General features: G+C 59.8%; 23 protein-coding genes. 6 read left to right on the top strand and 17 right to left on the bottom strand.

The window, feature by feature from the left end; all coding sequences use genetic code 11:
- Nucleotides 1-33: 33 nt before the first annotated feature.
- The gene (gene proS, locus CFI11_RS16585; RefSeq protein ID WP_130407907.1) at nt 34-1,428 is read right to left on the bottom strand and encodes a proline--tRNA ligase; all 1,395 of its coding nucleotides are present in this window, start codon (nt 1,426-1,428) and stop codon (nt 34-36) included.
- 778 nt (nt 1,429-2,206) lie between these two features.
- Between proS and CFI11_RS16590 the strand changes: the two genes are divergently transcribed.
- The 5 genes from CFI11_RS16590 to CFI11_RS16610 all read left to right on the top strand — a co-directional run bounded on the left by CFI11_RS16590 (nt 2,207) and on the right by CFI11_RS16610 (nt 8,717).
- Nucleotides 2,207-3,274 (top strand): AI-2E family transporter, encoded by a 1,068-nt coding sequence (locus tag CFI11_RS16590; RefSeq protein WP_130407909.1) that lies wholly within the window; start codon nt 2,207-2,209, stop codon nt 3,272-3,274.
- 1 nt (nt 3,275) lies between these two features.
- The gene (locus CFI11_RS16595; protein WP_130407911.1) at nt 3,276-3,941 is read left to right on the top strand and encodes a DnaA ATPase domain-containing protein; all 666 of its coding nucleotides are present in this window, start codon (nt 3,276-3,278) and stop codon (nt 3,939-3,941) included.
- A gap of 40 nt (nt 3,942-3,981) precedes the next feature.
- Complete coding sequence (locus tag CFI11_RS16600; protein ID WP_130407913.1) at nt 3,982-6,156, top strand: RNA degradosome polyphosphate kinase; 2,175 nt, start codon at nt 3,982-3,984, stop codon at nt 6,154-6,156.
- A gap of 71 nt (nt 6,157-6,227) precedes the next feature.
- Nucleotides 6,228-7,121 (top strand): DMT family transporter, encoded by an 894-nt coding sequence (locus CFI11_RS16605; RefSeq protein WP_130407915.1) that lies wholly within the window; start codon nt 6,228-6,230, stop codon nt 7,119-7,121.
- A 51-nt stretch (nt 7,122-7,172) separates the two neighbouring features.
- Entirely contained in the window at nt 7,173-8,717 is a 1,545-nt protein-coding gene (locus CFI11_RS16610; RefSeq protein WP_130407917.1) for a Ppx/GppA family phosphatase, read from the top strand.
- Nucleotides 8,718-8,783: 66 nt separating this feature from the next.
- On the opposite strand, the gene CFI11_RS16615 is transcribed toward CFI11_RS16610, so the two are convergent.
- The 7 genes from CFI11_RS16615 to CFI11_RS16645 all read right to left on the bottom strand — a co-directional run bounded on the left by CFI11_RS16615 (nt 8,784) and on the right by CFI11_RS16645 (nt 15,227).
- Nucleotides 8,784-9,146, bottom strand: coding sequence for a hypothetical protein (locus tag CFI11_RS16615; RefSeq protein ID WP_130407919.1), 363 nt, complete (start codon nt 9,144-9,146; stop codon nt 8,784-8,786).
- Between the two features lie 37 nt (nt 9,147-9,183).
- Nucleotides 9,184-10,191: an endonuclease/exonuclease/phosphatase family protein gene (locus CFI11_RS16620; protein WP_130407921.1), complete on the bottom strand. Its 1,008-nt coding sequence runs from the start codon at nt 10,189-10,191 to the stop codon at nt 9,184-9,186.
- Nucleotides 10,191-10,871: a molecular chaperone DjiA gene (locus CFI11_RS16625; protein ID WP_130407923.1), complete on the bottom strand. Its 681-nt coding sequence runs from the start codon at nt 10,869-10,871 to the stop codon at nt 10,191-10,193. Before CFI11_RS16625 ends, CFI11_RS16620 begins: the two co-directional genes overlap by 1 nt.
- A gap of 42 nt (nt 10,872-10,913) precedes the next feature.
- Nucleotides 10,914-11,393 carry a GNAT family N-acetyltransferase gene (locus CFI11_RS16630; protein WP_130407925.1) on the bottom strand — a complete coding sequence of 160 codons (480 nt, stop codon included), beginning with the start codon at nt 11,391-11,393 and terminating at the stop codon, nt 10,914-10,916.
- A complete protein-coding gene (locus CFI11_RS16635; RefSeq protein ID WP_130407927.1) occupies nt 11,390-12,007 on the bottom strand; it encodes a VOC family protein in 618 nt (205 codons plus the stop codon). The genes CFI11_RS16630 and CFI11_RS16635 overlap by 4 nt, the downstream gene beginning before the upstream one ends.
- Nucleotides 12,008-12,136: 129 nt before the next feature.
- Nucleotides 12,137-14,266, bottom strand: a complete 2,130-nt coding sequence (scpA, locus tag CFI11_RS16640) for a methylmalonyl-CoA mutase (protein ID WP_130407929.1) — start codon at nt 14,264-14,266, stop codon at nt 12,137-12,139.
- Nucleotides 14,229-15,227: a hypothetical protein gene (locus CFI11_RS16645; protein ID WP_254448940.1), complete on the bottom strand. Its 999-nt coding sequence runs from the start codon at nt 15,225-15,227 to the stop codon at nt 14,229-14,231. Before CFI11_RS16645 ends, scpA begins: the two co-directional genes overlap by 38 nt.
- A gap of 111 nt (nt 15,228-15,338) precedes the next feature.
- On the opposite strand from CFI11_RS16645, the gene CFI11_RS16650 reads away from it, so the two are divergent.
- A complete protein-coding gene (locus CFI11_RS16650; protein ID WP_130407931.1) occupies nt 15,339-15,785 on the top strand; it encodes a DUF4174 domain-containing protein in 447 nt (148 codons plus the stop codon).
- A 131-nt stretch (nt 15,786-15,916) separates the two neighbouring features.
- On the opposite strand, the gene CFI11_RS16655 is transcribed toward CFI11_RS16650, so the two are convergent.
- From CFI11_RS16655 to CFI11_RS16690, 9 genes are all read right to left on the bottom strand, one after another.
- On the bottom strand, nt 15,917-17,962 hold the full coding sequence (locus CFI11_RS16655; protein WP_130407933.1) for an acetyl/propionyl/methylcrotonyl-CoA carboxylase subunit alpha: 2,046 nt from the start codon (nt 17,960-17,962) through the stop codon (nt 15,917-15,919).
- Between the two features lie 114 nt (nt 17,963-18,076).
- Nucleotides 18,077-18,280 (bottom strand): hypothetical protein, encoded by a 204-nt coding sequence (locus CFI11_RS16660; protein ID WP_130407935.1) that lies wholly within the window; start codon nt 18,278-18,280, stop codon nt 18,077-18,079.
- Nucleotides 18,281-18,635: 355 nt separating this feature from the next.
- Entirely contained in the window at nt 18,636-18,992 is a 357-nt protein-coding gene (locus CFI11_RS16665) for a hypothetical protein (protein WP_130407937.1), read from the bottom strand.
- Between the two features lie 66 nt (nt 18,993-19,058).
- Nucleotides 19,059-19,199 (bottom strand): hypothetical protein, encoded by a 141-nt coding sequence (locus tag CFI11_RS24355; protein ID WP_165390291.1) that lies wholly within the window; start codon nt 19,197-19,199, stop codon nt 19,059-19,061.
- A gap of 214 nt (nt 19,200-19,413) precedes the next feature.
- Nucleotides 19,414-19,791, bottom strand: coding sequence for a DUF6497 family protein (locus tag CFI11_RS16670; RefSeq protein ID WP_371687442.1), 378 nt, complete (start codon nt 19,789-19,791; stop codon nt 19,414-19,416).
- 89 nt (nt 19,792-19,880) lie between these two features.
- On the bottom strand, nt 19,881-20,279 hold the full coding sequence (locus CFI11_RS16675; protein WP_130407941.1) for a cupin domain-containing protein: 399 nt from the start codon (nt 20,277-20,279) through the stop codon (nt 19,881-19,883).
- 24 nt (nt 20,280-20,303) lie between these two features.
- Nucleotides 20,304-20,561 carry a Rho termination factor gene (locus CFI11_RS16680; protein ID WP_130407943.1) on the bottom strand — a complete coding sequence of 86 codons (258 nt, stop codon included), beginning with the start codon at nt 20,559-20,561 and terminating at the stop codon, nt 20,304-20,306.
- Nucleotides 20,562-20,612: 51 nt separating this feature from the next.
- Nucleotides 20,613-20,957: a hypothetical protein gene (locus tag CFI11_RS16685; RefSeq protein ID WP_130407945.1), complete on the bottom strand. Its 345-nt coding sequence runs from the start codon at nt 20,955-20,957 to the stop codon at nt 20,613-20,615.
- 4 nt (nt 20,958-20,961) lie between these two features.
- The gene (locus CFI11_RS16690; protein ID WP_130407947.1) at nt 20,962-22,494 is read right to left on the bottom strand and encodes an acyl-CoA carboxylase subunit beta; all 1,533 of its coding nucleotides are present in this window, start codon (nt 22,492-22,494) and stop codon (nt 20,962-20,964) included.
- Between the last annotated feature and the right edge of the window lie 150 nt (nt 22,495-22,644).

Raw genomic sequence — 22,644 nt, forward strand, 5'->3', positions numbered from 1 at the left:
TGTGAGCAGATCCTAGCAGAAATGAAGCCCCGATTACAGCCAGGTGTGGAAAGACCGGTTCGCCATCGGCTCGACCATCTCGGACCCATCGTGATGCGGGGCATAGATCTCGGCCACCTTGCGCACGGCTTCTTGCGGGCTCAGTTCTTCGCTTTGTCCAGTGCGGCGGCTGGTCAGTTCCACCACGCCATTCTTCAGGCCGCGCGGCCCCGCCGTGATCCGCCACGGCAGGCCGATCAGATCCATCGTGGCAAACTTGCCACCCGCCCGTTCGTTGCGATCATCATAAAGCGGCTCAAGCCCCGTCGCAGCCAGCGCGGTGTAGATCTGCGAACAGGCGGCATCGACGGCCTCATCCCCCTGTTTCAGGTTAACGATACCGCAATGAAACGGCGTGACGCCTTCGGGCCAGATGATCCCGTTTTCGTCATGGCTTGCCTCGATGATCGCGCCCAGCAGGCGGCTGACCCCGATGCCGTGGCTTCCCATGTGAACGGGAACCTGCGCGCCATCCGCGGTTTGCACGGCTGCACCCATCGCCTCGGAATACTTGGTTCCGAAATAGAAGATCTGACCGACCTCGATGCCCCTTGCGACCCGCTGCCGCTCCTTTGGGATCAGGTTGAAGATCGCTGGATCGTGGGTTTCGTCCGTCCTGGCATAGCGAGAGGTGAACTCTTCCAGAACCGCCTGGCATTCCGCGACATCGTCATAATCGATCTGACGATCCCCAAAGGTCAGATCGGTCACCTCGCTGTCATAAAAGACCTCTGATTCCCCGGTTTCGGCCAGAACAAGGAATTCATGCGTATAGTCGCCCCCGATCGGGCCACCATCGGCGCGCATTGGGATCGCCTGCAATCCCATCCGCTCATACGTGCGCAGATAGCTGACCAGATGGCGATTATAGGCGTGCAAAGCCGCGTCCTTGTCGACGTCGAAGTTATAGCCGTCCTTCATCAGGAACTCGCGACCGCGCATCACCCCGAACCGTGGCCGGATCTCGTCCCGGAACTTCCATTGAATATGGTAAAGCGTCAGCGGCAGATCCTTGTAGCTGCTGATATTGGCGCGGAAGATGTCAGTGATCAGCTCTTCGTTGGTCGGACCGTAAAGCATATCGCGATCATGGCGATCCCGGATCCGCAACATCTCCTGCCCGTAATCGTCATACCGGCCACTCTCTTTCCAAAGATCGGCCGATTGCAGCGTGGGCATGAGCATCGGCACATGTCCGGCGCGCATCTGCTCTTCATGCACGATGTTTTCGATCTTGCGCAGAACCTTGAAGCCAAGCGGCAGCCAGGAATAGATGCCTGCCGAGGATTGCTTGATCATACCCGCGCGCAGCATCAACCGGTGGCTCACAATCTGCGCCTCCGAGGGGGTTTCCTTCAGAACAGGCAGGAAATATCGGGACAGCCGCATTTGAAACCTCGCAGGGATGACGGGACTTTGCGGGGGTCTATGCCAAAGCCGTCTTACAGGCAATCTGGCATTTTCTCTGAAAAGGAGAAGGCGGCATTGCCGGGAAAACAATGCCGCCTCAAAGCCGCGCATCACCCTGGATTGGGGATAAAGGGCGATTACGCTAGATGCCGCCAGGATCGAAAATTGACCTGATCGGCGCGTTCGTTCACCCGCCTCTGCAATATCGGCATAATCGCTCGACCTCGCCCGTGACGGGTAGGACCAAGGCCCCACTCACGAAGTAGGTGGCATATGACAAATACTCAGAACGCAAGAAAGAGCGAAAACACGCATGGGTCCGTTTGCGCTCCTGTCGTGGGCGGGTCCTTGCCGGCACGCAACGCAGGTTCCCGCCTATTACGAAATGAAATCAAGCGCTTGCAGTAATGCCAAATCGCGATTTTTCGGTGAATCCGCCTTACAAGGAAGGGTTTGATCGCATCCGCATCTATGGGAGAGGCCGCGACGGCGGAAGCCACCGGGATGGCTTGGCATCAGGGCCTTTGGCGGAGGTCAACCCGCGGCGGGTGCCCATCAACGCAGAAAGCCATGGGTTGGTCGTTTTGCCGTCGACAACCAGTCGCTGGCCTAGGTGCCAGTCTTCGCGGCATATCCGGGCATGAATTTGCGGGCGGCAGAGGGGTTTTCCGGCTGATCGCCCGGTCAAGCCTGGCTGCCCCTTGCATCAGGCGCGGTGATGCGCGATGTCAGATACATTCATTTTTTTGAGGCTAAGATGGCACTTCCGGTCCGCGATCAGCTAAAGTACTGGGGGCTTGCGACAGCATTACTGATTTTGTCCCTTTGGTTCCTGGGCGACGTGCTGCTGCCTTTCGTCATTGGCGGAGCCATCGCGTATTTCCTGGATCCGGTCGCGGATCGCATCGAGGAAATGGGCGCCTCGCGTGGCGCTGCAACGGCAATCATTACCGTGATCGCGATCCTGATTTTCGTGGTGATGGCGTTGCTGGTGGTGCCAACGCTGGTGGCGCAGACGCTGCAACTGGTCGATACCGCCCCGGCCTTGCTGCGCAATCTTCAGGGGTTTCTGACCACTCAATTCCCGTCAATCCTGGATGAGGGATCGACCCTCCGGCAATCGCTGACCTCGATCGGTGAAACCATTCAGAGCCGTGGCGCCGAGTTGCTGAACACGGTGGTGACCTCGGCGATGTCGCTGGTCAATTTCGTGATTCTGCTGGTGATCTCTCCGGTGGTGGCGGTCTACCTGCTGCTTGACTGGGACCGCATGATCGCACGTATCGACGATCTCCTGCCCCGGGACCATGCGCCGGTGATCCGCCGGCTGGCTGGTGAAATCGACAAGACGCTGGCCTCTTTCGTGCGGGGAATGGGAACTGTCTGCCTGATCCTGGGCACCTATTATGCCATTGCCCTGATGCTGGTCGGGCTGCAATTCGGCCTTGTTGTCGGCTTTGTTGCGGGACTGGTCACCTTCATCCCCTATCTCGGCGCTCTGATCGGTGGAGCACTGGCGATTGGGCTGGCCCTTTTCCAGTTCTGGGGCGATTGGGTTTCGATCGGACTTGTGGCCGGCATCTTCATGGTCGGCCAGGTGATCGAGGGCAACGTTTTGACCCCCAATCTTGTTGGTCATTCCGTCGGGCTGCACCCCGTTTGGCTGCTTCTGGCTCTTTCGGTCTTCGGAGCGTTGTTCGGCTTTGTGGGCATGTTGGTTGCCGTTCCGGTTGCCGCAGCCCTCGGGGTGGTCGCGCGCTTCGCCACGAGCCAATATCTGGACAGCCGCCTTTATCAGGGTCTGTCCGGGACGGACGAAACGTAAAATGAGCAAACAGACCAGTTTTGATCTCTCCGGCGCACCTGCGCTGGCGCGAGAGGACTTCTTTGTCTCTCCGTGCAATGCCGTTGCCGTTGCGATGATCGACGCACCCCAAACCTGGCCCTCCGGCAAACTGGCCCTGACCGGCCCCGCCGGCTCGGGCAAGACCCATCTGGCGCAGATCTGGGCGACGGAGAACAACGCGCGGCTTCTTCCAGCCACGAACCTGACCGAAGGCGACATTTCCTACCTAGCTCAGGGATCGGTCGCGGTCGAGGACGTGCCAGCGCTCTCCGACGATCTGTCCGCGCAAAAGATGCTCTTTCATCTGCATAACCTCGTGCTGGCGAATGGTCACCGGCTGCTTTTGACGGGCCGTCCCGCTCCAAAACACTGGGCGCTGTCGCTGCCGGACCTGCAAAGCCGTATCGAAGGCGCGCAACACGCCGCGCTGCAGGAGCCGGACGACCAGCTTTTGGGCGCAGTCCTTGGAAAGCTTTTTGCAGACCGGCAGATCCTGCCAAAACCCGATGTGATCCCCTATCTTGTAAGTCATATGGATCGCTCATTTGCGGCTGCGGGTGAGATCGTGGATCGCCTGGACCGGACCGCGCTGGACGAAAAGCGCAGCCTGAACCGTGCCTTGGCGATCCGTCTTCTCGCGCCCTGAGCGTCACCAAACCGTCACACCCCGACCGCATAAGGCCATCATGACCTACGCTGATTTTCTCAAGTCCCCATTTCCACCGGCCCAATCCTTTCCCGATCTCGACGGTACTGGCCCAGAGCGCTTTTTTAACCGCGAACTGAGTTGGCTGGCCTTCAATTGGCGTGTTCTGGAAGAGGCCGAGAATGCCCGGGTTCCACTGCTGGAACGGTTGCGGTTTCTGTCGATATCCGCCAACAACCTTGATGAATTCTACACCGTGCGCGTGGCCGGTCTGCGCGAACTCGCACATGCCGGCAACACCACTCCGGCAGCGGATGGTCTGAGCCCGGCGCAGCAACTGGTTCTCATCAACGAGGACGCTCGTCGCCTCATGGAGGCTCAGCAAAGGATGCTGGCCGATCTGAAGGTCGCGATGGAGGCCGAAGAGATATCGATCCTCGATCTCGGCTCCCTCACCGACGCGGACCGGGCCCATGTCGCCGACGTCTTTCTGACGCAGGTTTTCGCGGTTCTCTCCCCGCTTGCCATCGACCCTGCGCACCCCTTCCCCTTTATCCCGAACGGCGGCTTTTCCCTGGCTCTCCAACTGGAGCGCGCCAAGGACAAACGCCCCCTGCAGGCACTGTTGCCGATCCCCAACCAGATCAGCCGCTTCATTCGTCTTCCGTCAGAGACGGGCGCGCATCGGTTTCTTCCGCTTGAGGATCTTCTGCTTTTGCAGATCGAACACCTTTTTCCCGGCTACAAGGTGAAGTCGCATTTCAGTTTCCGGGTCCTGCGCGACAGCGATCTGGAACTGGAAGAAGAAGCCGAAGATCTGGTCCGCGAATTCGAAGTTGCGCTCAAGCGGCGGCGCCGGGGCGAAGTGGTTCGAATGACCCACTCCGCCGGGGCGCCGGAAAAGCTGCTTTCGGTCATCATGGAGGAGCTGGGCGTTACACCCGATGAGGTCATCCAGATGGACGGGATGATCGGTGTCGCGGATCTTAGTGAACTGGTCCTCAGCGAACGGCCCGACCTGCTTTGGCCGCCCTTCAATCCACGTGTACCGGAACGCGTGCAGGATCATGAAGGGGACATGTTCGCCGCGATCCGGCAAAAGGACATGCTGTTGCACCACCCTTACGAGACGTTCGATATGGTGGTGCGTTTCCTGCAACAGGCGGCACGCGATCCGAATGTCGTCGCGATCAAACAGACCCTTTATCGCACTTCCCGCGATTCCCCGATCGTCGAAGCCCTGTGCGAGGCTGCCGAAGACGGCAAATCCGTCACCGCGCTGGTGGAGTTGAAAGCCCGCTTTGACGAGGCCGCCAACATCCGCCAGTCACGCAGGCTGGAACGTGCGGGCGCCCATGTCGTCTATGGCTTCATGGATCTCAAGACCCACGCCAAAATCAGCACCGTCGTGCGCCGCGAAGGCAACGAACTTGTCACCTATACCCACTACGGCACCGGAAATTATCACCCCATCACCGCGCGCATCTATACGGATGTGTCATTCTTCACCTGCGACGCGACGCTTGGTCGGGATGCAACCAAGGTCTTCAACTACCTGTCCGGCTATGCCCAGCCGGAGACGTTGGAGAACCTTGCCATATCACCGATCACGCTCAAGCCGCGACTTCTGGAGATGATCGCAGGCGAGATCGAACATGCAAAGGCGGGGCGTCCGGCGGAAATCTGGGCCAAGATGAACTCGCTTATCGAAAGCGAGGTCATTGACGCGCTTTACGCGGCAAGCCAGGCCGGGGTGAAGATCAGTCTGGTCATTCGGGGCATTTGCGGTTTGCGCCCGGGCATCGAAGGTCTCAGCGAAAACATACGGGTCAAATCGATTGTGGGCCGGTTCCTCGAACATTCCCGCATCGTGTGCTTTGGCAACGGCCACGGTCTGCCCAGCAAGAAAGCACGGGTCTATATCAGCTCCGCCGATTGGATGGGCCGAAACCTCAATCGACGGGTCGAGACGCTGGTGGAAATCACCAACGGCACCGTAAAGGCCCAGATCGTCAGCCAGGTCATGGCGGCGAACCTGGCGGACGTGTCGCAAAGCTGGGTGATGAACCCGGATGGCTCCTTTACCCGGACGCCTGTCCCCGAAGGTGAATTCGCGTTCAACTGCCATCGCTTTTTCATGGAAAATCCGTCGCTCTCGGGTCGCGGCTCCGCCGGAGCTTCGGATGTTCCCAAGCTCACTCACACGAAAGACTAGATCCGCGTCCAGCGTCCGTTCTCGGGAGCGGACCACGTTCAACGCTATCCTCACACCTCGAAATGTAAATCATGTTGCACGCTGACATATTGCGGCCCTTTGCGCTGGTTTTTCTGGCCCTAACCTTTATCGTGATCGGGGATGCCGCAGGCAAAACCATGGCTCAAAGCGGCATCAGCCCTCTCTTTATTGCCTGGACCCGGTTCGCGCTTGCCGCGGCTCTGATCCTGCCCTTTGGCGGGCTCCGGACATCCGAGTGGAAAGCCCTTTTTGATTGGCGTGTCCTCCTTCGGGCCGGCCTTATTGTGGCCGGCATATGCTCTATCCTCACCGCGCTCCGGACAGAGCCCATCGCAAACGTCTTCGGCGGGTTCTTCATTGGCCCGGTGGTGTCTTATCTGCTCTCTGTCCTGCTTCTGGGCGAGCGTGTCACCGCCTCGCGCTCCTTCCTTTTGGTGCTGGGCTTTGTCGGTGTTCTGTTAGTCGTCAAACCCGGGATCGCCACCTCAGCCGGTATGCTTTTCGCGGTTTTGGCGGGGTGTTTTCATGGCGCTTATCTTGTGGCCACGCGCTGGCTTGCGTCCGATTTCAGACCCTCCTTCCTTCTGACCTCTCAATTGGTTCTTGGCGCGCTTGTCTTGCTTCCTTTCGGACTGCCGGAATGGCCCGAAGCCTTGGACAGCGATGTCGCGATCCTGGTGGCGATCAGCGCCCTGGGGTCGGCTGCGGGAAACTATCTTTTGGTGATCGTGAACCGCAGGACCCCGGCCAGCCTTGTCGCACCGCTGATCTACACGCAGCTTATTGCAGCGACGGCCATCGGATATTTCGTCTTTTCGGAATGGCCGGATCTTATCAGTCTGGCGGGTCTCTGTCTCATCCTCGCATCGGGTCTTCTCTCCCTTTGGGCAACCCGCCTGTCCACCCCGGCCAAAGAGACTGATGCATCACACAGAGCGCGTTGACCCACACCCCATGATCGCGCATCCTTTCGCACAGATGATCCTGGGGGACGCATGAACCTACACGCTGACGCAGCAGGCCCCGATTGGGGTCCGTTTGGACGTCCCATCTTTGATGACCCCAGCGCGCGTGCTCTTTCGCGTGTGGGCGTGATTGATGTCGGTTCGAACTCCGTTCGTCTGGTTGTCTTCGACGGGGCCGCAAGATCGCCCGCCTATTTCTACAACGAAAAGATCATGTGTGCCCTGGGCGCGGGGCTGTCAGAGACCGGGCATCTGAACCCCGAAGGGCGTGTTCGGGCCCTCGCGGCGATCCGGCGTTTCCAACTGCTGGCAAAGGGTATGGATCTTCCGCCGCTCACGGCCGTGGCCACGGCGGCCGTGCGAGACGCAGAAGATGGGGCCGCGTTCCGTGACGAAGTTGAGCGGGAAACGGGCCTTCGGATCTGGGTGATCGACGGTAAGGAGGAAGCCCGCCTTTCGGCGCAAGGCGTGTTGCTGGGATGGCCCGGATCCTATGGGTTGGTCTGCGACATCGGCGGATCGTCCATGGAACTTGCAGAGATCCGCGAGGGGCGTGTCGGGCGGCGGGTCACCTCACAGCTCGGCCCCCTTAAGCTGAAGGAAGTGAAAGGCGGCAAATCCGGGCGCAAGACGCATATCAAGACCGTGATCGAAAGCCTGTCGGACGAGATGGGCACGCAGCGCGACCGGCTTTTCCTCGTCGGCGGGTCATGGCGGGCCATTGCACGCCTGGATATGGAGCGGCGAGGCTATCCGCTGCACGTGCTGCATGAATACCGGATGAGTACGTCCGCGGTGAACAGCACCGCCCGCTTCATTGCCGACAATGACCCGGATGAGCTGCGCGCCGCCTGCGGCATTTCCAGCACGCGCATGGCCCTCGTCCCCTATGCGATGGAGGTTCTCAAACGGTTGGTCCGCACTTTCAAACCCAAGGATATCGCCGTTTCTAGCTATGGCATCCGCGAGGGCCTTCTTTACGAACAGATGCCTCAGCGTCTGAGAGATCGCGACCCACTCATAGAAGCCTGCCGGTTTGCCGAAGCAAAGGACGCGCGGATGCCCGGCTTTGGCCGCACGCTTTATGACTTTGTCACGCCACTTTTCAAATCAGCGCCAGAAGCCAAACAGCGCCTGATCAAGGCGGCCTGTCTTTTGCATGACGTCAGCTGGCGCGCGCATCCCGATTACAGGGCCGAGGTCTGCTTTGATAACGCGACCCGCGCCAATCTGGGCGGGCTAAAGCATTCCGAACGGATCTTCGTCGGTCTGGCCCTTCTGCACCGCTATCGCAATCGGCGCGAGGGCACGCGGTTCGAAGACCTCTACAACCTGCTGGATGAAAAATCCCAGCACGAGGCAGAGATCCTGGGCAAGGCGATGCGGTTCGGCGCAATGCTTTGGATGAGACGGGACGCGCAGATGGGCCAATTGCGCTGGTTCCCGCAGAAAAAGCAACTGCAACTGCGCATGCCGGTTCAGGCCCTGCCCCTGTTCGGTGAGGTGGCCGAGTCCCGGTTCATGTCCCTTGCAAACTCACTGCAGGCCGATGTGTCCGTCAAAACACTGCGCTGAGGCGCCAGAAGACATCGCATCAAACCCATTCGATCAGAGCTTAGGGTCCGGCGGCAAGACACGTCACTAGATCTCGATGTCCTCGGGCAAACCCTTTGGCTGAGTGTTCTCGGGTTGGTCTGGCTTGCGCCGGATAATGATGTCGCCGTTGGGAAGAATTTCAGGCGGATCGTAGGCTGACCAGTCTTGCACCTGATCCATCAGGTCCCCAAGCGCCGGACCCATTTCGGTCATGAACCCTCTGAAGGATGGCCCAACCTCTTCGAACATGCCTCGCAAATCGTCCCAGGCCGGTGCCATTTCCTGACGCAATCCTTCAAGGAAAAGATCCGCGCCACGCTCCATCAGGCTTTGCCCCTCATCCTCCTGCGCCGCGGCAAGCGGGGGCAGTGAAAGCGCCACGAAAAAGATCATCAGTCTCTGTCTCATATCTCTAATATAGGATCGCTCGCTGCCGGGAATAAGATCAAATGTCGAGGTCAAGTGTGACCGGGAAATGGTCCGAGGCCGTCAACAAGGCCTCGCGCAGAGTGTGGTCCTTCCAGCATGCGGGGTCATCGAAGGGATGCCAGATCCGCCAGGCGGGCCGTCGCGCCATCAGGTCCGGGGACACCATGATGTAGTCCAGCAATGCCTGCAGATATCTTTTCTGATCCGACAGATAGAATCGCGCGGTCGTTGGCGTCGCTCCAAGCCGACGCAGAAGCGCTTGACGCGCATGCGGGTCGAAAAGCGCCTTATCGCTTGCCGGATCGCCCATCACGATCTCGACCGATGATCGCCCGAAAAGATGTTCGTATTCATCAAGGCCCGGGCCATCGTTCAGGTCGCCCATGACAACCAACGGCTCTGCCGCATCCAGATGAGCGTCAATGCGTCTGCGCAACCAGATCGCCTGCGCCAATTGCTTTCGACGGTTCGCAATCGACCGGCGCATGACTTCGTCCCGCGTCCTGGCGCCATGCGGCGCCTTGGATTTAAGATGCGCCCCGATCAGCCGAAAGGTCCGGCCATTGGCCGTGTCAATCAAGAGCTCAAGCGGAGGTTTGGAGAAAACCACCGCATCCTGTGTCGCGTCGATGTCCAGATCGATCCGGAAGGTCCCGTCGAAGCGTGGGGCCTGCATGTCCTCGTGCGGGTCGTGGCGCACTTGCATCAGATCAGGATCATAGAGCAGCGCAATCTCCTGCTGGGTGTTGTTGGCAAATCCAATCGCGGCCCGGCGGGTCCGGAGCGAGAACGCCGCGGCGAAGTCCTCTAGCGCACGCCGTGTGCTGCGCGTGGTGTTTTCGTCCGGCGCCTCCACCACCAGGACCGCATCGGCATCCAGTGACCGAAAGACCTGACCCAACGCGTCGATCTGCTGCCGCCGGGTGATGTCGTGGCGCGCCGATGGGCCCTCATCGGGCGAAAGCGCGTTCGTGTCGTCAAAAAGGGCGTTGAACCATTCAACGTTGTAGGTCGCGATCCGCATTATCTGTGCAGCGCGCTAATCTCATCCCAGGCGCGGTTCAGATCGACCATACGTTTTTCGGCCAGCCGCACCGCCTCTTGCGGGACACCCCTTGCGATCATGCTGTCGGGATGAGTCTCGCGCACCAATCTGCGCCATTCCGTTCGGATCTGGGCCAACGGCATATCCGGGCTCACGCCAAGGATTGTGTAAGGATCCGGCGCCGCGTCGGGCACGAAACGCGCCCTCAAGGCGCGGAACTGCGTCTCGGGAACATCGAAGATGCGTGCAACGGTTTCCAGAAACGTGTTTTCACTTGGGTGATAGAACCCATCGGCCATCGCGATATGAAAAAGGCCTTCCATTAGATCGGTGAGCGTTTTGAGATCATCGGCGAACATCGCCTTGATCCGCTTGGCATATTCCTCGTATCCCGCCACGTCCTGACGCGCCAGATTGAAAACTTTCGCGGCGTCGGGCTCATCCTCTTGCGGGATATGAAAGACGTCGCGAAAGGCCGTCACCTCGTCCCGCGTCACCTGCCCATCCGCCTTCGCCATCTTGGCGCCAAGCGCGATCACCGCGATGGCAAACGCCACGCTGCGTTCGGGCGGCGTGCGCAGGCGGTCAAAGACCGCTGCAAGGCTTTCGCCACTCGCCAGCGCCGAGATTGCGTCAGTGATCCGGGACCAAAGGGACATAGGCGGCACGATACAAGCGGGCGCGCGCGAAGTCAGCGCCGTTCAGAGGACTTTTTGAAGCAGGATCAGGTCAAGCCAACGCCCTTGCTTCCGCCCGACTTCGGGAAGGCGTGCGACCTCGGTGAAACCCATGTTTTCATGAAAGGTGACCGCGCCGGGATTGGCGCCGCTGACAGCCGCAATCAGAACATGCAGCCCGTCTGCACGGGCGACCGCCTCCAACCTGGAAAGCAGTCTTTTCCCAAGGCCCCGACCGCGCGCGTTTTTGGCAAGCTGGATGGAGAGTTCCCTGGTCCTTGCGTATCCCGGTCCCGGCCGAAAAGGGGCATAGGTCGCAAAGCCCACGGCTTTTCCCTCCATCTCGGCCACAAGAAACGCCTGGCCCCGCGCGGTGATGTTGCGCGTCATCGCGTCCATGCTGCGCTCTTCATCCGTGAACGTGATCAATGTGTTGCGGATGATGTCGTTGGTGATATCGCAGAGCGCGGGGGCGTCACCCGCTTTGCCCTGCCGAATGATCATTTGAGACTGCGGACGCCGTGCGGCGTGTCGATTTCGGCACAAAGCGCGATGCGCTCTTCCGTTTCAAAGGCGACCCGTGTGTCATTCAACAGAGGCGCAAGCACTTCGGCGAGCGTCTTCGCCATGGGATGCATGACGACCAGCCGTTTCAAACGACATCCGGATGCGGCGAGCATGTCGCTGGGATGCCCACCACCCGTCCAGCGGATCAGTGCGGGATGCAGATTGTCGAACGGCAGCCTGCCATCCTTGGGAACCACCATGGTCCAGCGCAGATCACCACGCCTCAGATCGACTGGCCCACCAGCCCCTTCCGGCAGACGCGCCAGAACCTCTTCGAGACGCTCTGTCCGGCAGATCCAGTTCGTAAGACGGGGCGCGCCACGAAACTGATCCAGGTCGAACCAACGTGGTCGATCCGGCACCGGCGCCTTTGGATCAATGGCAATCGCCTCAAGATACAATCCGTCATCGAGACCCAGAAGAGCGTTGTGCGTTCCAAAGACATCATGCCGGCCACCCGCCTGCAACGAGACGCCCAACGCGGCCTCCATCGCCTGTTTGGCGTCTTCTAGCGTCTCTCCCGAAACTGCGAGGTGATCAAGTTCAAGCATGGACAATCCTCCTGCGGCGGCGCGGACATGCTCGCATCATGGCAAGACGCCCCGCGCATGCAAGGCCATGCATCGGGGCGTCCGTCAAAGGCGACGCGACCTCAATCAGAAAGGCACAGACACCCCAGCTTAAGCGCGGGTTGTCCGAATGATATCCATGATTTCGGCGGCGGCTTCGGGGATGTTCGTGCCAGGACCGAAGATGGCCTTTACGCCGTGATCATAGAGGTACTGATAATCCTGCTGGGGGATCACGCCGCCGCAAATAACGATGATATCCTCGGCACCGGCCTCCTTTAGGGCCTCAACCAGCTGCGGGGCAAGGGTTTTGTGACCCGCCGCCTGCGAGCTGATCCCGATCACGTGCACGTCGTTGTCCACGGCATCTTGTGCCGCTTCCGCCGGTGTCTGGAACAAGGGGCCGACATCGACGTCAAAACCGATGTCGGCAAAGGCGGTCGCGATGACCTTGGCGCCGCGATCGTGGCCATCCTGACCCATCTTTACCACCAGCATGCGGGGGCGGCGCCCTTCGGCTTCGGCAAACGCTTCGACCGATTTCTGGATCGCGGCGAAGCCTTCATCGCCCTCATAGGCCGCGCCATAGACACCCGCGAGGGTTTTGACCTCGGCGCGGTGCCGACCGAATTCATTTTCCATCGCCATGCTGATTTCTCCTACCGACGCACGGGCCCGTGCCGCCTCGACAGCGGCCTCCAAAAGGTTGCCTCCCTCACGCGCCCGGCGTGTCAGCTCTTCAAGCGCTGCAGTGCACGCGCTTTCATCGCGGCTAGAGCGGATCTTTTCCAGCCGCGCGACCTGCGCCTCGCGGACGGCGGCATTGTCGATGTCGAGGATGTCGATCTCATCCTCTTTCTCCAGCCGGTACTTGTTGACGCCAACGATCACTTCGTCGCCCCGGTCAATCATGGCCTGGCGTGTTGCTGCTGTCTCTTCGATCCGAAGCTTCGGCATGCCCGACGCGACCGCCTTGGTCATGCCGCCCATTTCTTCCACCTCTTCGATCAATTTCCAGGCTTCGCTGGCAAGATCGTGGGTGAGCTTTTCGACATAATAAGAGCCCGCCAGCGGATCGACGACATTGGTCACCCCGGTCTCCTCCTGCAGGATCAGTTGCGTGTTGCGCGCGATCCGGGCGCTGAAATCGGTCGGCAGCGCGATCGCCTCGTCCAGCGCATTGGTATGCAGTGACTGTGTCCCGCCCAAGGCGGCGGCCATTGCCTCGTAAGCCGTGCGCACGACATTGTTGTAGGGGTCCTGCTCCTGCAGGCTCACGCCGGAGGTCTGGCAATGGGTGCGCAGCATCAGGGATTTGGGGTTCTTCGGCTCGAATTCCGACATGATGCGGTGCCAGAGCAGCCGTGCCGCGCGCAGCTTGGCGGCCTCCATGAAGAAGTTCATACCGATGCAGAAAAAGAACGACAGCCGGCCCGCGAACTTGTCGACATCCATGCCCTTGGCCAGCGCTGCACGCACGTATTCGCGCCCGTCCGCCAGGGTATAGGCCAGCTCCTGCACGAGGTTCGCACCCGCTTCCTGCATGTGGTAGCCGGAGATGGAGATGGAGTTGAACTTGGGCATCTCGTTGGAGGTGTATTCGATGATATCCGCGATGATCCGCATCGAGGGTTCGGGCGGGTAGATGTATGTGTTGCGGACCATGAATTCCTTCAGAATGTCATTCTGAATGGTGCCGGAGAGAACCGAGCGGTCATGTCCCTGCTCCTCTCCCGCGATGATGAAATTGGCCAGAACCGGGATCACCGCGCCGTTCATGGTCATCGACACCGACACTTTGTCGAGCGGGATGCCGTCGAAGAGGATTTTCATGTCTTCCACGCTGTCGATGGCAACACCGGCCTTGCCCACATCCCCGACGACCCGTGGGTGATCGCTGTCATAGCCGCGATGAGTTGCCAGATCGAAGGCGACCGAAACGCCCTGTTGACCCGCTGCAAGGCCCCGCCGGTAAAAGGCATTTGATTCTTCGGCCGTGGAAAAACCGGCATATTGCCGGATCGTCCAGGGGCGACCTGCATACATGGTGGCCTTCACTCCTCGTGTGAATGGCGCTTTTCCGGGGATCGTCCCCAGATGATCGACCTCTTGCAGGTCGTCTTCGGTGTAGAGTGGTTTGACCTGGATCCCCTCAAGCGTATCCCAGGTCAGCGCGTCGAGCGGGCGTCCACGCAACTCCTGTTCAGCGAGCGCGCGCCATTCGTCTTTCTTGGCTGTCATGTGAACTTCCTCTTGTCATGTCGGCGAAGGGCGGACTTTGCGCCGCCTCTGTCTTGGTTGGATCTTGGGCCAGCATGGCCAGGCCGTCGGCACCGGCAGCAAGCCAAAGCAAATCATCGGCATAGCGTTCGCGCAGGGCCGCGACCTGTTGCGGATCAAAAGGCCTCCATCGGCCCGTCCCCTGCGGCAACAACACCGCGTCTGGCCCCGCATGCTCGCGCAGCACCGGCAGATGCGGGGTCTGGTTCAGCCAGATCCGTGCATGGCGCAGCGGGGTATCGGCGCCGGTCGCAATTGCCAATTGCGCCTCGGGGCGCCCGGCATAGGTTTCAAAGGGCAGGACCGTGATCTGCACGCCAGGGATCGCACAGGCAACGTCGGAAATGACATCCCGCCAGCTTCGCGGGCTTTCCGTGACCCGACGCAACAATCCGGGCCTTGCCACACCGTTTCCGCGCATGATCCCGTATCCAAAGGTCGACGACCAGAACCGTTCAAGACAGCGTATGTTCAGCACAACCTTGCCGATCTGACCGTCGAACGCTTCGGCATATCGCGCCATACGCTCGCCAATTCCGGAATAGAGGGCGCCAAGACGCATGTTCTCGCGCATTGTGCCGGCCATGTTTTCATCGCTTATCACCAGATGGCGTACGCCATCCGATCTGGATTTCGCGCAGCGAAGCCGTATGCGGCCAAGTGCACGGCGATGATGATCCCGGCCTGTCGGAACCAGCGGGCCGGGCTGAAGTCCCCGAAACAGGCCATCGCGTGTGCGCCATGGCCCCCAAAAGCCGATGCCGCGTTCGGTCAGCGTCACGGAATTGGCCCGCATGTAGCTTTGGAATGTGGTCGTCGCGCATCTGTGCGCCCCGATGTGAAGGATAACATCCATCGTTCGCTCCACCCATTTTCTGGCCAAACCCGCCCCGGTCAGCCTTGTCACAAGTGGAAACATCATCAGGTCATATCCCTGACAAACCGATTAACGATGGAATTCTTCTCACACGCGCGAGATCGTATGTTCGCAACTCGGCAAACAGGGCCTATATCATACCCGACAGGAGCGCCCATGAAATATATCTTACCGCTTGTTTTAACAGCTTTTATCCCGGTTTTCGCGGTTGCGGAAACAACCACGTCAGCGCCCAGCGCGAACGTGATCCGACCCGCGGGAGAGAGCGATTTAAGCGAATTTTTATGGATAAAGCGGCCCGTCGTGGTCTTTGCCGACAATGCCGCCGACCCCAGATACGGCGAGCAGATCGAGTTGCTGACCAGCAGGCTTGAGCCATTGATCGAACGCGACGTGATCGTTCTGACCGACACCGACCCTGCCGCGGAATCGCCCCTGCGCACAAAGCTGCGCCCGCGCGGTTTCATGCTGGTGCTGGTGGCAAAAGACGGCAGCGTGCTGTTGCGCAAGCCTTTCCCATGGAGCGTGCGGGAACTCACGCGATCCATCGACAAGCTCCCGGCCCGGCAACGCGAAGTGCGCGAGCGGCGGGGCGATAGCTGAACACGCACCAAGGCTCCGCCTCGACAGGCCGGGCCATGGATGGGAACAGATATCGCCAGCTTGGGCATCTTGAAAGTCACTCACACTTACAACGCAACGCCCTGATGCCAACGACATCAGGGCGCGGGGCGTTATTCAAATTCCATGATGACGTCGTCCACGGACAGGCTGTCGCCCGCACCCGCATTGATTTTCGAGACCACACCCTTCCGTTCGGCCCGCAGGATGTTTTCCATCTTCATGGCCTCAACCGTGCAGAGCACCTGCCCCTCCTGCACCTCGTCTCCCACTTCGACGTCAACTTTGACGATAAGACCGGGCATCGGGCAGAGCAGCATTTTCGACGTGTCGGGCGGCAGCTTTTCCGGCATCAATTCAGCCAGTTCCGCCTGACGAGGCGTGCGAACGTGGATCTTTAGATCCGCACCGCGGGTGCGGATGCGGAACCCGCCCGAAACCTTGCCAACCTTCAGCACCAGATGCGTGCCGTCGACATCAATCTGGGCCAGGGACGCACCCGGAGTCCAGGTGCTGGCCACGCGATGCGTCGTGCCGTCCCCGAATGTCACGGTCGATCCATCCGCATCCGCGGCAATCGACACCTCGAAACGGTGCCCCTGCAGGGTCACGACCCAATCCGTGCCCACCTTGCGTTCGTGATTATCCATCCGGCCTGAGACGCGCGTGCGCCGGATCTCCGCCACGCGATGCATTGCGGCACAAGAGGCGGCAACGCGTTTCAGATCCGCGTCCGACAGCGTCACACCCTCAAAGCCATCGGGATATTCCTCGGCAATAAACGCGGTGGTCATATCGCCCGAGACGAACTTGGGGTGATCCATCACCGCCGCCACGAAGGGCAGGTTATGCCCGATCCCCTCGACCTCGAAACTGTCGAGTGCGACCCGCATCGCCTCGATCGCGGTGGCCCGATCCGGTCCCCAGGTGCAAAGCTTGGCGATCATCGGGTCGTAATACATGCTGATCTCGCCGCCCTCATAGACGCCGGTATCGTTGCGCACCGCTGTCTCTCCGGTCGGCGCATCGCCGTGCCATGTGCCATCTTCCAGCATCGGACCGGCGGCGATCTCCGCCGGGGGACGATACCGCGTCAGGCGCCCGATGGACGGGAGGAAGTTGCGATAGGGATCCTCGGCATAAAGGCGGTTCTCAATCGCCCACCCGGTGAGTTTGACGTCGTCCTGGGTGATCGACAGCTTTTCACCTGCAGCCACGCGGATCATCTGCTCGACCAGATCGACACCGGTGATCAGCTCGGTCACCGGGTGTTCCACCTGCAAGCGCGTGTTCATCTCAAGAAAGTAAAAGTTCTTCTCCCCGTCGACGATGAATTCCACTGTGCCCGCGCTGGCATAGCCCACCGCCTTGGCCAGCGCGACGGCCTGATCGCCCATCGCCTTTCGGGTGGCTTCGTCCAGAAACGGGCTCGGTGCCTCTTCGACAACCTTCTGGTTGCGGCGCTGGATCGAACATTCCCGCTCACCCAGATAGATGCCGTTTCCATGGGTGTCGCAGAGCACCTGAATTTCGATGTGGCGCGGCTGGGTGACGAACTTTTCGATAAAGATGCGGTCGTCGCCAAAACTGTTCGCGGCCTCGTTCTTGGAGGACTGAAAGCCCTCGCGCGCCTCCTGATCGTCCCAGGCGATCCGCATGCCTTTGCCGCCGCCCCCGGCGGAGGCCTTGATCATCACGGGATATCCGATCTCGTTGGAGATCTTCACGGCCTCCTCGGCATCCTCGATCAGGCCCATGTAACCCGGCACCGTCGAAACACCTGCCTCCTGGGCGATCTTTTTCGAGGTTATCTTGTCCCCCATCGCCTCGATGGCGCCTTTCGGCGGGCCGACAAAGGCCACGCCCGCATCTTCAAGCGCTTCTGCGAATTTGGCGTTTTCGGACAAAAAGCCATAGCCGGGATGCACCGCTTCGGCCCCGGTCTCCTTGATCGCCGCCATCACCTTGTCGATGACGATATAGGACTGGTTGGCTGGCGGAGGGCCAATATGGACCGCTTCGTCCGCCATCTGCACATGCAGCGCCTGTTTGTCGGCGTCCGAATAGATCGCCACCGTCGGAATACCCATCTTGCGGGCGGTCTTGATGACGCGGCAGGCGATCTCGCCCCGATTTGCGATCAGGATCTTCTTGAACATGAAACGTCCTTTGTCTTGAGATGTTCGAAACGCAAAAAACCGCGGCGGGGCGAGGTCCCGCGCGCGGTTTGGTGCGATGGTGTGGTATACGATCGGGCCGTCAGGCCCTGATGACTAGCAGCGGCTGGGGTTCTGCTGACAGAAGAGCACGTTGCCCGCAGCACCGACGGCTGCGCCTGCAACCAGGTCGCCGTCCAGAACGGCAGCGGTGCCTGCACCTGCGCCCGCTCCGATGAGGGCCTGTTCGCCCACCGTATCTCCGCATGCCGCGAGACCTGCGCAGAGCGCCAGCCCGGCCAAGAGTTTCGACATTTGCATCCCAGCAATCCTTTCTTATCGTCACTGCTTGATACAAAAACACATGGCGCTTGCGAGAGGTTCCGCAATGTCGGGTTATGTAAACGTTGTTTTTGGGCGAAGTCACGCCCAACACGCCGTGGACCCATAGGCGCTTTTCGGCACCGCCAAGAAAAAAATGCGGGCAGGTCAACTGGGGGGCTGACCTGCCCGCGTAGGGAAGGGGTACGGAATAGGTGTACTGCAGAACGCGACTGGATGGAGACGCCTCCTGCAGCAACCACACTGGATGGCCCGGCGTGAAAGGCCAAGACAATACATCCTAAGGTTGAATTTTGAGCTATTTTATGCCGATAAGAAGGGAGTGCGAGCAAAATCATGCCGATTCCCCGTCGAAAACTCCGGGAAACGAGCTGCGCGCGACGCTTTCGTCAATGACCAGCAATGCCTCGTAGCTTTCCGGGTCGAAAGGCTCCTCCGCCGCGATCACCTCACGTCCGAAAAGCCAGCTCAATCGCCCGGCGTCGAGATTTCCCCGCTCGAACGGCGCATCTCCGAACTGATACCAGAGCGCCCGCATGAAACCTTCGTCCGCCCGGCGGTCAGCAGGTCTGCGGTCTGCATAGCGTTCCCGGCGCACAAGCGGGGTCACGCCTTTGGGGTTCGGTCTTCGGATTGTGAATTGGAAATCAGTGCCCGGTAGACGGCCCGGGAAACCGCGATGCTTTAGCATGCGCACCCTCCCGCATGGGGCGGTGCAAAAGGCGGGACAAGCGGTAAGGCCCGTCCCGCCAGTTGGTTATTTGTATTTGCCTGTGAACGTCGGCTCGACCGAAATCGGCTCGGGCTCGACCACGACAAATTCTTCTTCCTGCTGTGCGCAGGCTGCGACGGCAGCCAAAAGGCCAACCATTGCAAGCAACTTGATGCTCTTGGACATCTCTGTCTCCTGACTTTTTCGCTGGAACCAACGGGACTAAAAAGCCCTGCCTGCCCCCTCTTTGAGCTACGGAACCTCTGCGGGTATCCGTCGCGAATGATACTTAACCCAGACAAGAAAAGATATCCAAGGCCCCTCAATCGTCGCACCTGTGACGTCAAAGCCTCAGTCGGCGTCAAACATGAGCTTTGATGCGCAACATATTGTAGCTCCATCAAAATTGCTCCCAACTACAGCGAGCGTTTTCCAGCCGATAGATCTCGAAAAACTGAGTTGCTGCAGGATCGGGTGTACCAAAAGCAACATCACGGTCCGAAAATGAGATAACGATGCGCGCCGGGTCGAGATCGTGCTGGGCAATATAGGGCACCGCGACCGTCTCGCAGAGGTGATCCATATCGATACCGGCGGTCTCGGCGTCGACACCTCCCGCGTCTCGCGCGATCTGCGGCGCGATGAACCGGAACCGCACCCAAAGGGCGCCTGGCTCCTCGTCCAGCAGAACCTCGGACAGCACGACATCCTGTCCTGACGGCACCTGCACGGGAACATCGGCGAAGACAGGAGAGGTCGAGAGCAGCAAACAGATCAAAGAGCAGCCCCGGCCCCAAAAATGGGCTCCTCCCGCCGGGGCTGCGGATCGCATGCGCATGGCATGCGGGACCTGTTTCTTAACATAAATCATGGGACGGATTCGTCCTTGGTGTCAAACCTTGCAGGTGACACAATTTCGATCAGCTCCATGTCGTCGGAATGACGCACCTCGCGATGCTTGATGCCCGGCGGCTGCAACACGCAAGAGCCGGCGCGCAAGATATGCTCGCCCTGCCCTTCGTATTCAAAAACCACCCAGCCCCGCGTGACGTAGACCATCTGGAAGTCTAGTTCGTGAGAATGCCAGGCACCCGGACTGTCCATGCCGGGCACCGCACGGATCACATGCGCGCCAAAATTACCCTGGGTCGCCGCATCAATGCCAAGATCGCGATATTCAAAGAAGGCCCGCAAGCCCTGCCCGACGAACTTTCCGTCATCGGCATGCGAGATGGTGAAGGCCTGATTTTTCCAAAGTTTACTCATGCGAGCCTCCCCGCATGAGATGCGTTAACGCGCGCGCAACGCTTCGATCAACGCATCTTTGGTCATGTCCGAACGGCCCTCGACATCCAGCTCTTGCGCGCGTTCGTAGAGTGCGTCCTTGGTCCACTCTTCGTAAGGTGGCGCCTTGCCGCCCTTTTTGGACGGTTCCATATCCTTGTTGGCCTGAGCATTGGCAATCCGCGCTGCTTTTTCCTTCGACATGCCCTTGTCGCGCAAGCTGTCGTAGGTCTCTTCGTCCTTGATGCTGGGTCTGTCGGCCATGCGGTGCTCCTTTGTCACGAAACACTTGATGTGGCCTTATGGTTCCAACGCTCATACCCACGCCCTCCGCTCAGCGAAGCGAAGCCACCGTGTGCGATGCCGATCAGACGACAAAAGCTCGGCGATTTGGATCTCAAGATGCCTGCCAATCGGAGGCAGCGCACGCCCGCCCGCCTGCACATGCAAGGCGTCCGAAGCCTCGCTGACCTGAATAACCGGGGAAAAGCCCCGTACCGTCTGCAGCAGACGCCACAAATCCTGCCGGATCTGATGCGCTAGGGTCAAGGGATGGACGACCGGAAATGCGGCCGACGCGCTGATATCAAAGCGCGGCGGCGCGTGGCGGAACAGCATCAGCGTTCCGCCCTCCTTCCGGATATGCCAGCCTTTCCCCATCACTTCACAGCGGAATATTGTCGTGCTTTTTCCAAGGCATCTGCGCCTTCTTGTTCCGCAACGCCGCGAAGGCGCGGGCCACCCGGCGGCGGGTCGAACGGGGCTGGATCACCTCGTCAATAAAGCCGCGTTCCGCCGCCACGAAGGGATTGGCGAAGCGGTCTTCGTAATCCGCCGTGTGCTGGGCGATCTTTTCCGGATCGTTCAGGTCCGCGCGGTGAATGATCTCCGTCGCGCCCTTGGCGCCCATCACCGCGACCTCTGACGTTGGCCAGGCATAGTTGAAGTCGCCCCGCAGATGCTTGGACGACATCACCACATACGCCCCGCCATACGCCTTGCGGGTGATCACCGTCACTTTCGGCACCGTCGCCTCGCCATAGGCAAAGAGCAGTTTGGCACCGTGCTTGATCACGCCGTTATATTCCTGCGTCGTCCCGGGCAGGAAGCCGGGCACGTCCACGAGCGTGAGCAGTGGAATGTCAAAGCAATCGCAGAACCGGACAAAGCGCGCGGCCTTACGGGCGCTGTCGATGTCCAGAACACCGGCCAGCACCATCGGCTGGTTGGCCACTACGCCCACGGTCTGGCCTTCCAGCCGGATGAAGCCGGTGATGATGTTTTTCGCGAACTCTTCCTGGATCTCGTAGAAGTCACCTTCATCGGCAAGCTTCAGGATCAACTCTTTCATATCGTAGGGCTGATTGGGGTTTTCCGGCACCAGTGTGTCGAGCGATGTTTCGATCCGGGCTGGATCATCGAAGAATGGCCGGACGGGCGGCTTTTCCTGATTGTTCAGAGGCAGGAAATCCACCAGACGGCGTATCTCGGCCAGTGCTTCGACATCGTTCTCAAAGGCACCATCCGCGACCGAGGATTTACGGGTGTGGGTCGTCGCCCCGCCCAGCTCCTCGGCGGTCACGACCTCGTTGGTGACGGTTTTCACCACATCCGGGCCGGTGACGAACATGTAAGAGCTGTCCTTGACCATGAAGATGAAGTCGGTCATCGCAGGCGAATAGACCGCACCGCCCGCGCAGGGCCCCATGATCACGCTGATCTGCGGCACCACGCCCGAGGCCATGATGTTGCGCTGGAACACATCGCCGTAGCCTGCAAGCGAATCCACGCCTTCCTGGATCCGGGCGCCGCCCGAGTCGTTGATACCGATCACCGGCGCCCCGGTTTCGATTGCCATATCCATGATCTTGCAGATCTTCTTGGCATGCGTTTCCGACACCGATCCGCCCAAAACGGTGAAATCCTGGCTAAAGACATACACCATGCGTCCGTTGATCGTGCCCCAGCCGGTGACCACGCCATCGCCCGCAGGCTTTTGTTTTTCCATCCCAAAATCGGTACAGCGATGAGTGACGAACATGTCGAATTCTTCGAAACTGCCTTCGTCGAGCAAAAGCTCGATCCGCTCGCGTGCGGTCAGCTTGCCGCGACCGTGCTGGGCGTCGATGCGCTTTTGCCCTCCGCCCAGACGAGCGGCCTGGCGGCGGTCTTCGAGTTCGGACAGGATGTCTTTCATCGTTGGGATCCCCTTGAAAATTTGGGCGGGTTATACGAATTCGTGCGGGTGGACCAAAGAGGATTTCAGCAAATTTGCAAATATTCTGCATGCGCACTGAAGCAAAATGCAAAATAGCTAATTAACACGCGCAATTCCGGCCTTGAGTGG

It is taken from the genome of Thalassococcus sp. S3 (assembly GCF_004216475.1).
In the GTDB taxonomy this organism is placed as follows: domain Bacteria; phylum Pseudomonadota; class Alphaproteobacteria; order Rhodobacterales; family Rhodobacteraceae.

What these genes read in the sequence shown, in the direction of transcription:
- proS (WP_130407907.1), bottom strand. Translation starts at nt 1,428, where the DNA reads ATGCGGCTGTCCCGATATTTCCTGCCTGTTCTGAAGGAAACCCCCTCG.
- CFI11_RS16590 (WP_130407909.1), top strand. Translation starts at nt 2,207, where the DNA reads ATGGCACTTCCGGTCCGCGATCAGCTAAAGTACTGGGGGCTTGCGACA.
- CFI11_RS16595 (WP_130407911.1), top strand. Translation starts at nt 3,276, where the DNA reads ATGAGCAAACAGACCAGTTTTGATCTCTCCGGCGCACCTGCGCTGGCG.
- CFI11_RS16600 (WP_130407913.1), top strand. Translation starts at nt 3,982, where the DNA reads ATGACCTACGCTGATTTTCTCAAGTCCCCATTTCCACCGGCCCAATCC.
- CFI11_RS16605 (WP_130407915.1), top strand. Translation starts at nt 6,228, where the DNA reads ATGTTGCACGCTGACATATTGCGGCCCTTTGCGCTGGTTTTTCTGGCC.
- CFI11_RS16610 (WP_130407917.1), top strand. Translation starts at nt 7,173, where the DNA reads ATGAACCTACACGCTGACGCAGCAGGCCCCGATTGGGGTCCGTTTGGA.
- CFI11_RS16615 (WP_130407919.1), bottom strand. Translation starts at nt 9,146, where the DNA reads ATGAGACAGAGACTGATGATCTTTTTCGTGGCGCTTTCACTGCCCCCG.
- CFI11_RS16620 (WP_130407921.1), bottom strand. Translation starts at nt 10,191, where the DNA reads ATGCGGATCGCGACCTACAACGTTGAATGGTTCAACGCCCTTTTTGAC.
- CFI11_RS16625 (WP_130407923.1), bottom strand. Translation starts at nt 10,871, where the DNA reads ATGTCCCTTTGGTCCCGGATCACTGACGCAATCTCGGCGCTGGCGAGT.
- CFI11_RS16630 (WP_130407925.1), bottom strand. Translation starts at nt 11,393, where the DNA reads ATGATCATTCGGCAGGGCAAAGCGGGTGACGCCCCCGCGCTCTGCGAT.
- CFI11_RS16635 (WP_130407927.1), bottom strand. Translation starts at nt 12,007, where the DNA reads ATGCTTGAACTTGATCACCTCGCAGTTTCGGGAGAGACGCTAGAAGAC.
- scpA (WP_130407929.1), bottom strand. Translation starts at nt 14,266, where the DNA reads ATGACAGCCAAGAAAGACGAATGGCGCGCGCTCGCTGAACAGGAGTTG.
- CFI11_RS16645 (WP_254448940.1), bottom strand. Translation starts at nt 15,227, where the DNA reads ATGATGTTTCCACTTGTGACAAGGCTGACCGGGGCGGGTTTGGCCAGA.
- CFI11_RS16650 (WP_130407931.1), top strand. Translation starts at nt 15,339, where the DNA reads ATGAAATATATCTTACCGCTTGTTTTAACAGCTTTTATCCCGGTTTTC.
- CFI11_RS16655 (WP_130407933.1), bottom strand. Translation starts at nt 17,962, where the DNA reads ATGTTCAAGAAGATCCTGATCGCAAATCGGGGCGAGATCGCCTGCCGC.
- CFI11_RS16660 (WP_130407935.1), bottom strand. Translation starts at nt 18,280, where the DNA reads ATGCAAATGTCGAAACTCTTGGCCGGGCTGGCGCTCTGCGCAGGTCTC.
- CFI11_RS16665 (WP_130407937.1), bottom strand. Translation starts at nt 18,992, where the DNA reads ATGCTAAAGCATCGCGGTTTCCCGGGCCGTCTACCGGGCACTGATTTC.
- CFI11_RS24355 (WP_165390291.1), bottom strand. Translation starts at nt 19,199, where the DNA reads ATGTCCAAGAGCATCAAGTTGCTTGCAATGGTTGGCCTTTTGGCTGCC.
- CFI11_RS16675 (WP_130407941.1), bottom strand. Translation starts at nt 20,279, where the DNA reads ATGAGTAAACTTTGGAAAAATCAGGCCTTCACCATCTCGCATGCCGAT.
- CFI11_RS16680 (WP_130407943.1), bottom strand. Translation starts at nt 20,561, where the DNA reads ATGGCCGACAGACCCAGCATCAAGGACGAAGAGACCTACGACAGCTTG.
- CFI11_RS16685 (WP_130407945.1), bottom strand. Translation starts at nt 20,957, where the DNA reads ATGGGGAAAGGCTGGCATATCCGGAAGGAGGGCGGAACGCTGATGCTG.
- CFI11_RS16690 (WP_130407947.1), bottom strand. Translation starts at nt 22,494, where the DNA reads ATGAAAGACATCCTGTCCGAACTCGAAGACCGCCGCCAGGCCGCTCGT.